This window comes from Lentzea indica (assembly GCF_012184385.1).
In the GTDB taxonomy this organism is placed as follows: Bacteria; Actinomycetota; Actinomycetes; order Mycobacteriales; family Pseudonocardiaceae; genus Lentzea; species Lentzea indica.
Genome location: NZ_VSRL01000332.1, coordinates 1 through 8,476, shown reverse-complemented (window position 1 = coordinate 8,476; position 8,476 = coordinate 1). Strand labels below are relative to the sequence as shown.

Annotated in this window: 8 protein-coding genes; 6 read left to right on the top strand and 2 right to left on the bottom strand. The window is 69.0% G+C overall.

The features are described 5' to 3' along the window. Both FXN61_RS44430 and FXN61_RS44425 read right to left on the bottom strand, forming a co-directional pair. Positions 1–1,071: sensor histidine kinase (locus FXN61_RS44430; RefSeq protein ID WP_167979845.1), on the bottom strand; the 1,071-nt coding region annotated here is incomplete at its 3' end. Next, entirely contained in the window at positions 1,068–1,757 is a 690-nt protein-coding gene (locus tag FXN61_RS44425; protein ID WP_167979844.1) for a response regulator transcription factor, read from the bottom strand. The genes FXN61_RS44430 and FXN61_RS44425, both read right to left, overlap by 4 nt. A 133-nt stretch (positions 1,758–1,890) precedes the next feature. On the opposite strand from FXN61_RS44425, the gene FXN61_RS44420 reads away from it, so the two are divergent. The 6 genes from FXN61_RS44420 to FXN61_RS44395 all read left to right on the top strand — a co-directional run. Beyond that, on the top strand, positions 1,891–3,084 hold the full coding sequence (locus FXN61_RS44420) for an ABC transporter ATP-binding protein (RefSeq protein WP_167979843.1): 1,194 nt from the start codon (positions 1,891–1,893) through the stop codon (positions 3,082–3,084). 12 nt (positions 3,085–3,096) lie between these two features. Further along, the gene (locus FXN61_RS44415; protein WP_167979842.1) at positions 3,097–4,374 is read left to right on the top strand and encodes an ABC transporter substrate-binding protein; all 1,278 of its coding nucleotides are present in this window, start codon (positions 3,097–3,099) and stop codon (positions 4,372–4,374) included. Beyond that, positions 4,371–5,666 (top strand): ABC transporter permease subunit, encoded by a 1,296-nt coding sequence (locus FXN61_RS44410; RefSeq protein ID WP_167979841.1) that lies wholly within the window; start codon positions 4,371–4,373, stop codon positions 5,664–5,666. Before FXN61_RS44415 ends, FXN61_RS44410 begins: the two co-directional genes overlap by 4 nt. Next, the gene (locus tag FXN61_RS44405; RefSeq protein WP_167979840.1) at positions 5,663–6,568 is read left to right on the top strand and encodes a carbohydrate ABC transporter permease; all 906 of its coding nucleotides are present in this window, start codon (positions 5,663–5,665) and stop codon (positions 6,566–6,568) included. Before FXN61_RS44410 ends, FXN61_RS44405 begins: the two co-directional genes overlap by 4 nt. Beyond that, positions 6,565–7,725, top strand: coding sequence for an ABC transporter ATP-binding protein (locus FXN61_RS44400; RefSeq protein WP_167979839.1), 1,161 nt, complete (start codon positions 6,565–6,567; stop codon positions 7,723–7,725). The genes FXN61_RS44405 and FXN61_RS44400 overlap by 4 nt, the downstream gene beginning before the upstream one ends. A 266-nt stretch (positions 7,726–7,991) precedes the next feature. After that, the coding region (locus tag FXN61_RS44395) for a hypothetical protein (RefSeq protein WP_167979838.1) at positions 7,992–8,476 on the top strand (485 nt) is incomplete at its 3' end.

The following is an 8,476-nucleotide window of genomic DNA, read 5'->3' as shown; positions in this document are numbered from 1 at the left end:
GGCACGAGCGATGTCCAGCCCGAGCCCCGTGGACCCACCGCCGCTGCTGCCCCGGTGCAACGCCGAGGACGGATCCGCGACCCCGGTCCCACCGTCCTCGACCACCAAGGTCACCCACCCGGCATGCCGCACGACCGACACGCCGACGGGAGCAGCGGCGGGGGTGTGCCGGAAAACGTTCTCCAGCAACGCGTCCACCACCGCACCCAAAGCGTCGGGCGACAACGGCACCCAGGCGGGCTCGCCGACGTCGATCTCGCACACCCGCCCCTGGTCCGCGGCGTGCGCCGACCAGAACGCCATCCGAGCCTCGACCACCGACGCCACGTCGCACGTGCTGGCCGACTCGCCCTCCGCCGGTTGCAGGGCCTGAATGATCCGGTCGACGTCGTGCCCCAGAGTGCTGACGGCACTGCGAATCCGATCGGCGACGGGCCCCGACCCCACCGCGTCGGCGTCCAGGCGCAAGGCCGCCAGCGGGGTCCGCAAGCGGTGCGACACGTCCGCGATCATCTCCCGCTCCTTGGCGCGCAACCGCGAAGTCCGCTCGGAAGACTCGTTGATCGACGCGGCCAGCGCCTCCAGCTCGCGAGGCCCGCGCAGCCGCACCCGCCGCCCTGTCGACGAAGCGAGCACCCGCAGGGCGACGAGCACCGGCGTGAACGGCCGATGTCCCAGCCACACCGCAGCCCCCAGCGTCACCACCGCGACACCGACGACCAGGAACACCGCGCCAAAGGGAAACGGCACTGCGGCAGGCAAGACCGACACCGTGGCCCCGCCGACCGACGTCACCGGCGACCCGCCACCCGCACCGAGCCGCGTGCCGTCCACGAGCACCACGGACAACCGTCCCTCGGCACCGGCGGACGTGCGCGCGATCGTTCCCCGCACGGTGTCGGCATCCGACGAAACCGCAAGCACACCAGCGACGACCGCCGCATCGCGTTGATCAGCGGCCGCGGAGACGGAAGCAGCCCGCGAGTACACCAGAAACCCCGCGGTCGCCAGGAAGACCACCGTCACCAACCCCGCGGAGAGCAGCAGCGCACGGGTGATGACAGATCTCATTCCGGCGCCGCCAGCTTGAACCCCACGCCTCGAACGGTGTGCAGATAACGGGGATGCGCCGCGGTTTCTCCCAGCTTGCGCCGCAGCCAAGAAGCATGGACGTCGATCGTCTTGTCGTCACCGACGTACGGATGTCCCCACACCGCCTGGATGAGCTCGCGTCGCGAGATCACCCGCCCCGGCCGCTGCGCCAGATACGCCAGCAGGTCGAACTCCCGCCTGCTCAACGCAAGCGCGCCATCACCGAGCGTGGCCGAACGCTGCGCGAGATCGACACTGAGATCCCCGACGACGACAACCTCGGACGGCACGGCAGCAGAAGAACCACCCGTGCGGCGCAACAGCGCGTTGATCCGCGCGGCCAGGTGTTCGGACGAGAACGGCTTCACGATGTAGTCGTCCGCACCCGCGTTCAACGTGCTCACGACCGAGTGCTCGGCACCCCGCGCGGTGGCCACGATGACCGGCACGTTGCTCACCCCGCGCAGCATCCGCAGGGCGGCGACACCGTCCAGGTCCGGCAGTCCGAGGTCGAGAATCACCAGGTCGAGCTCATTGGTGCCGGCCTCCCGCAACGCCGCCACCGCGGTGCCGACGGCCTGCACGACGTGCCCGAGGTCGGTCAGCGCGTGCACGAGCGCCGCCTGGACCACCGGGTCGTCCTCGACCACCAGCACCTTCGACATACACGCAGCGTAAGCAGCGAACCCGCCGATTGGGAGAGGTGTTTCGAGCTTATCGAGATCGTGTTTCGTCCTTAAATCTCCCTTAGGGCGCGCGGCCCTACGGTCTGCAGTCACACCGAACCAGGGAGTTGGCGTGGCAGAAGTCGTTCTGACGGGTCTGGGCAAGGCCTACGGTGACGGCACCCGTGCGGTCACCGACCTCAACCTGGAGATCCGCGACGGTGAGTTCCTGGTGCTCGTCGGCCCGTCGGGCTGCGGCAAGACGACGGCGCTGCGGATGATCGCCGGGCTGGAGCAGATCACCGAGGGCACCATCCGCATCGGCGAGCAGGTCGTCAACGACGTGCCTTCGCGTGACCGCGACGTGGCGATGGTGTTCCAGTCGTACGCGCTCTACCCGCACCTGAACGTGTACGACAACATCGCTTTCGGGCTCACGCTGCGGAAGCTTCCCAAGAACGAGATCGACCACCGGGTCCGCGAGGTCGCCGAGGTCCTCGAACTGAGCGAGCACCTCGACCGCAAGCCCCGCAACCTCTCCGGTGGTCAACGGCAGCGCGTCGCCATGGGCAGGGCGATCGTGCGGGCGCCGCAGGCGTTCCTGATGGACGAGCCGCTGTCCAATCTGGACGCCAAGCTGCGGGTGCAGATGCGGGCGCAGATCGCGCGGATCCAGCGCGAGATCGGCGTGACGACCGTGTACGTCACCCACGACCAGACCGAGGCCATGACGCTCGGCGACCGGGTCGCCGTGATGCGGCGCGGTGTGCTGCAACAGGTCGGGCCGCCGCAGGAGCTGTACGACCGGCCGGTCAACCTGTTCGTCGCGGGGTTCATCGGCTCGCCCGGCATGAACCTCGTGTCCGCGCGGCTCGACGAGAACGACGGCCGGTTCTGGGTGTCGCTCAACTCCGACGCCCTGCTGCTGCCGGAGTCCGTGCTCAGGCAGCGCCCGGCGTTGCGCCAGTACGTCGGCCGCGACGTCGTGGTCGGCATCCGGCCGGAGGACATGGAGGACACCGAACTCGCCGACGCGAGGGAGGGCCAGATCCTGCACTCGGTCGCGGACCTGGTCGAGGCCATGGGGTCGGACGTCCTCGTGCACTTCCCGGTCGACGTCCCGCCCGTGGTCACCGACGACACCCGTGAGCTCGCGCAGGACGCCGGCACCGACGACCTGCCCAAGGCAGGTGGCAAGGGAACCGTCCTGGTTGGACGGTTCAGCCCGAGAACCCGCATCTACGAAGGCCAGCCCGTCGCCGCCTGGGTGGACACCTCCCGGCTGCACTTCTTCGACCCGGCCACCGGGTCCTCCATCTGGAAGTAGAGGAGAGCTTCAATGAGGAAGCAGTGGATCGCCCTGCTCGCGCTCGCCGCCGCCGCGTGCTCGGGAGGTGCCGCGGGAACGAGCGCGGAGGACCTCAAGGGCCAGACCGTGGAGGTCGTCGGCCCGTGGACCGGTGACGAGCAGAAGAACTTCGAGAAGGTGCTGCAGGCGTTCACCACCAAGACCGGCGCCGAGGTCAAGTACACACCCGCCGGCGACGAGCTCCCGACCGTGCTGCAAACGAGAATCTCGGGCGGCACACCACCGAACGTCGCACTGATCGCCCAGCCCGGCCTGGTCGCCCAGTTCGCCAGGGCGAACGCGCTCAAGCCGGTGAGCGGCGAGGTCGAGAAGGCCGTCACCGAGCACAACGCGGCGGTGTGGAAGCAGCTCGGCAGCGTCGACGGCAAGCTCTACGGCTTCACCTTCAAGACCGCCAACAAGTCGGCGTTCTGGTACAGCGAGAAGGCCTTCAAGCAGGTCGGCGCGACCCCGCCCGCCACGTGGGACGACCTGATCAAGACCAGCAAGGCGATCTCCGAGACGGGCCTGGCCGCGGTGTCGGTCGGCGGCGCGGACGGATGGACGCTCACCGACTGGTTCGAGAACGTGTACCTGCGCACCGCGGGCCCTGACAACTACGACAAGCTCGCGAAGCACGAGATCCCGTGGACCGACCCGAGCGTGCGCAAGGCGTTGGAGGAACTGGCGAAGCTGTGGGGCGACCCGACGCTGGTCGACGGCGGCGCTCTGCAGACCGAGTTCCCCAAGTCCGTGATCAACGTCTTCGGTGAGCCCGCCACGGCCGCGATGGTGTTCGAGGCCGACTTCGTGGCGAGCGTGATCACCACGAACACGAAGGCGAAGGTCGGCCAGGACGCGAAGTTCTTCCCGTTCCCGTCGGTCGCGGGCAGCAAGGACGCCGTGGTCGCCGGCGGTGACATGGCCGTGCAGTTCAAGGACGACAAGGCGACCACCGAGCTGATGAAGTTCCTCGCCTCGCCGGAGTCCGGTGAGATCTGGGCGGGGCTGGGCGGGTTCCTCTCGCCCAACAAGGACATCCCGGAGTCGGCCTACCCCGACGACGTCACCCAGGACCTCGCCAAGCGGATCGTCGACGCGGGCGACAACGTCAGGTTCGACATGTCCGACCTGGCACCGGCCGCGTTCGGCGGCACGAAGGGCGCTGGGGAGTGGAAGGACCTGCAGGACTTCCTCGCCGACCCGAAGAACGTCGACGGGATCATGGCGCGGCTGGAAGCCAACGCTGCGAAGGCTTACGGGAAATGAAACTCCGTCCGAGCGTGGACGTCGCGCCGGGGCGCTCGCCCCGGCAGGCGATCCCGTTCCTGCTGCCCGCGCTGGTCGTGCTCGCGGCGCTCGTGCTGTACCCGTTGGTGTTCTCGCTGATCCGCAGCTTCTTCGACGCCACGGGTGACGAGTTCGTCGGACTGCGCAACTACGTCGACACGTTCACCGACCCGCGGACGCTGACCGCGTTCCGCAACAACGTGATCTGGGTGGTGGTCGCTCCCGCGGCCGTCACCGGCATCGGTCTCATCCTCGCCGTGCTCACCGAGCGCATCAGGTGGGCGACGGCGTTCCGGCTGGTGCTGTTCATGCCGATGGCGATCTCGCTGTTCGCCTCCGGCATCATCTTCCGGCTCGTCTACGAGGAGACGCCGAACCAGGGCGTCGTGAACGCGGTCCTGGTCGGCGTGCACGACATGTTCAGCCCGTCGTCGCAGTACCCCGGCGCACGGCCGCGTGAGGGGTACACCCCGACGGAAGCGGGCTTCATCGCCGACGCTCCTGCTCGTGCGGGCGACACGATCACGTTGCCGCTGGTGGGTTTCTCGCCGCAGGACGTGCCCGCCCAGGCGCTTCCGGCGTCCGTTCCAGCCGCGGGCAACGGCGAAGTGCGCGGTGTGGTGTGGCTCGACGTGTCGGTCGGTGGCAGCGCGGGCAAGGTCGACCCGATCGAACGCGGCCTGCCGGGCATCGCGGTGGAAGCCGTGCGGGACGGGCAGGTCGTGGCCCGCACGACCACCGGTGACGACGGCAGGTTCACCTTCCCGGACCTGGCGTCCGGCGAGGTCGCGGTTCGCCTGCCGTCGTCGAACTTCGCGCTGCCGTTCCGCGGCCTGACCTGGCTCGGCCCGTCGCTGATCACCCCGGTGATCATCTCGTCCTGGATCTGGATCATGACCGGGTTCGCGATCACGTTCATCGCCGCGGGACTCTCGGCGATTCCCCGTGACGCGCTGGAGGCCGCGCGGGTCGACGGCGCGACGGAGTGGCAGGTGTTCCGCCGCGTCACGATCCCGCTGCTCTCGCCGGTGCTGCTGGTGGTCTTCGTGACGCTGGTGATCAACGTGCTGAAGATCTTCGAGCTGGTCTTCGTCATCGCACCGGGCTCCGTGCAGTCCGAGGCCAACGTGCTGGCGCTGCAGATGTGGCAGGTCTCGTTCGGTACGGGCGGTGACCAGGGTGCCGGCAGCGCGCTGGCGGTGATCCTGTTCCTGCTGGTCGCCCCGGCGATGCTGTTCAACATCCGCAGATTCCGACGGGAGCGGTCGTGACCCTGGTAGCAGAAGAGGTCCGCATCGAGGTGCCCGTGTCCGGTGCGCCGAAGCGGGGAGTGCTGTCCCGGGTCGCCGCACGGCTCGGCAACGGCGCGATCCAGCTGCTGCTGGCGCTGGTGGCGGTGTTCTGGCTGGTTCCGGTGTTCGGCCTGCTGATCGCGTCGTTGCGCGACGAGTCGGCCAACACCGCGACCGGCTGGTGGACCGTGTTCACCAAGCCGGCCGAGCTGACGCTGGCCAACTACGCCGAGCTCGTCGCGAACCAGGCGGTGTGGCAGTCGTTCCTCAACACCTTCTACATCGCCGTGCCCGCAACGGTTCTGGTCGTCGTGATGGCGTCTTTGGCGTCGTACGCGTTGTCGTGGATCGAGTTCCCCGGCCGCGAGACGCTCACCGTCGTCGTGGTCGGGCTGCTCGTCATGCCGATCCAGGTCGCGCTGATCCCGGTGGCAAAGCTGTTCGGCGCGTTCGGCCTGTTCGGCACGATCACCGGCGTCGTGCTGTTCCACGTCGCGTTCGGCCTGCCGTTCGCCATCTTCCTGTTGCGCAACTTCTTCGCCGGCATCCCGCGCGACCTGATCGAGGCAGCGCGGATGGACGGCGCGACGGAGTGGGTGATCTTCAAGCGGGTCGTGCTGCCGGTGGCCAAGCCCGCGATCGCGTCGCTGACGATCTTCCAGTTCCTCTGGGTGTGGAACGACATGCTGGTGGCGCTGGTGTTCGCCGACCAGGACTCGGCGCCGATCACCGTGGCGCTGCGGGCGCAGCTGCGGCAGTTCGGCACCAACATCGACCTGCTCGCGACCGGCGCGTTCCTGTCGATGATCGTGCCGCTGGCGGTGTTCCTGGTGTTCCAGAAGTACTTCGTGCAGGGCGTGCTGGCAGGGTCGACGAAATGACCGCCGTCGCGCTGCGGGACGTGAGCCTGGTTCATCCGGGCGGCACGGTCGCGGTGAACGACGTGAGCCTCTCCGTGGCGGACGGCGAGTTCGTCGTGCTCCTCGGCCCGTCCGGGTGCGGCAAGTCGAGCATCCTGCGCATGGTCGCCGGCCTGCAACGCCCGACCAGCGGCCAGGTCTTCCTCGACGGCGTCCCCGCGGACGACGTGCCTGCCCGCTCCCGTGGCGTGTCGATGGTGTTCCAGGACTTCGCGCTCTACCCGCACCTGACCGTGGCGGACAACATCGGCTTTCCGCTGGACGTCGCCAAGCGTCCCCGGGACGAGCGCGCCGAACGGATCGCCGAGGTGGCGGAGGCGTTCGGCATCGGCGACCTGCTGGACCGCAGACCTGCCGAGCTGTCCGGCGGCCAACGGCAACGTGCGGCGATGGCACGGGCCATCGTGCGCGGACCTCGCGTGCTGCTGATGGACGAGCCTCTGTCCAACTTGGACGCGGTTCTGCGTTCCGGTCTGCGGGCGGAGATCGCCGGCCTGGCGCGCTCGCTCGGCTTGACGGTGCTGTACGTGACGCACGACCAGATCGAGGCGCAGACGATGGCCGACCGGATAGCGGTGCTGCGCAACGGTGTCCTGGAGGACGAGGGCCGGCCGGACGAGGTCTACCGGCACCCCGCGACCATGCACGTGGCGGCGTTCCTCGGCAGCCCCAGGATGAGCCTGTTCAAGGCCTACGTGCAGGTGGTCGTCGACAGCCACGTCGAACTGCACATCGGCGGTCAGGCGATCGACCTGCCGTGGCCGGACATGCGCGCCCGTGCCGTCGCGCACTACGACGGTGAGGACATCGCGGTGGGCGCCAGGACCGAAGCCCTGCGCCCCGCTGCCCCGGGTTCGTCCGGCCCGGTCCTGAAGGGCCAGGTGCGCCATCTGGAGCACCACGGCCACGAGACTCTCGTGTCGGTCGACGTCGGCGCGTGGGGCGTCGAACCGTGTGGCCTGCACGAGCTGCGGACCGGTGAACTCGTGCTGCGCGTGCGGCCGGACGTCCGGCCTGTGCACGGTGAGCACGTCGGCGTGCATCTGTGCCTGGAGCAACTGCACTTCTTCGACCTGGCCAACGGCCGGCGGATCGGGCCACGCGGACGCCGTCGCTGATCTGGGGGTGTGAAGGCCGGTTGCCGCCCCCGTCGCGGCAACCGGCCTTCTCCTTCGCCCCCCTTGGCTCGGTTCCGATCAGGGGATGACCGCGATGCCGAGGATGGCCTGCATTGGCCGAGATCCACTGTCCTTGCTTGCGAGCCGCCGTGCTGTCAGGTGAACACCTGACAATCCAGGTGCCCGATCTGCCTGAACCGGACACATCGCCCTCCGGTCAATGGCAAGATCAGCGGTGATGGCCGGGGCAGGGCAGTGAGGTGACGGTGGCCGGGGAAGCGACACGGCTGCTGGAGCGGTTCGGACCGCGGTGCGCGGCTGTCGTGCGCGTTGCGACCCTGCCGCCCATCGTCACAATCGTTCTGCTCAGGGTTTCGCCGGAACGGTTGTGGTCCGCCGTCCTCGTGGTCGTCGTCGCGGCGGCCTGGACCTGCGGTTACTGCTGGTGGCTGAGCAGGGGCGGACGTCCGCCGGTGGCCGTCGACGTCACGGTGCTGCTGGCCGTGTGCCTGGTCGCCCTGTGGACCGGCGCCGTCGACGCCGCCAACACCGGCTGGCTCCGGCTACTGGTGACCTTCGCCTGCGTGACCTGGCAGTGGCACACCTCGCCGCTGGCCGGCGCGGCCGCGGCACTGGTCGCGGGTGGCGGGATGCTCGTCACCATCGCCGCCGCCGGGCTCGCGGTGAACGGTGGACAGATCTGGGTGCTGGCGATGGCCGCCATCTCCAGGGCGGTCTGGGTGCTCGTCAC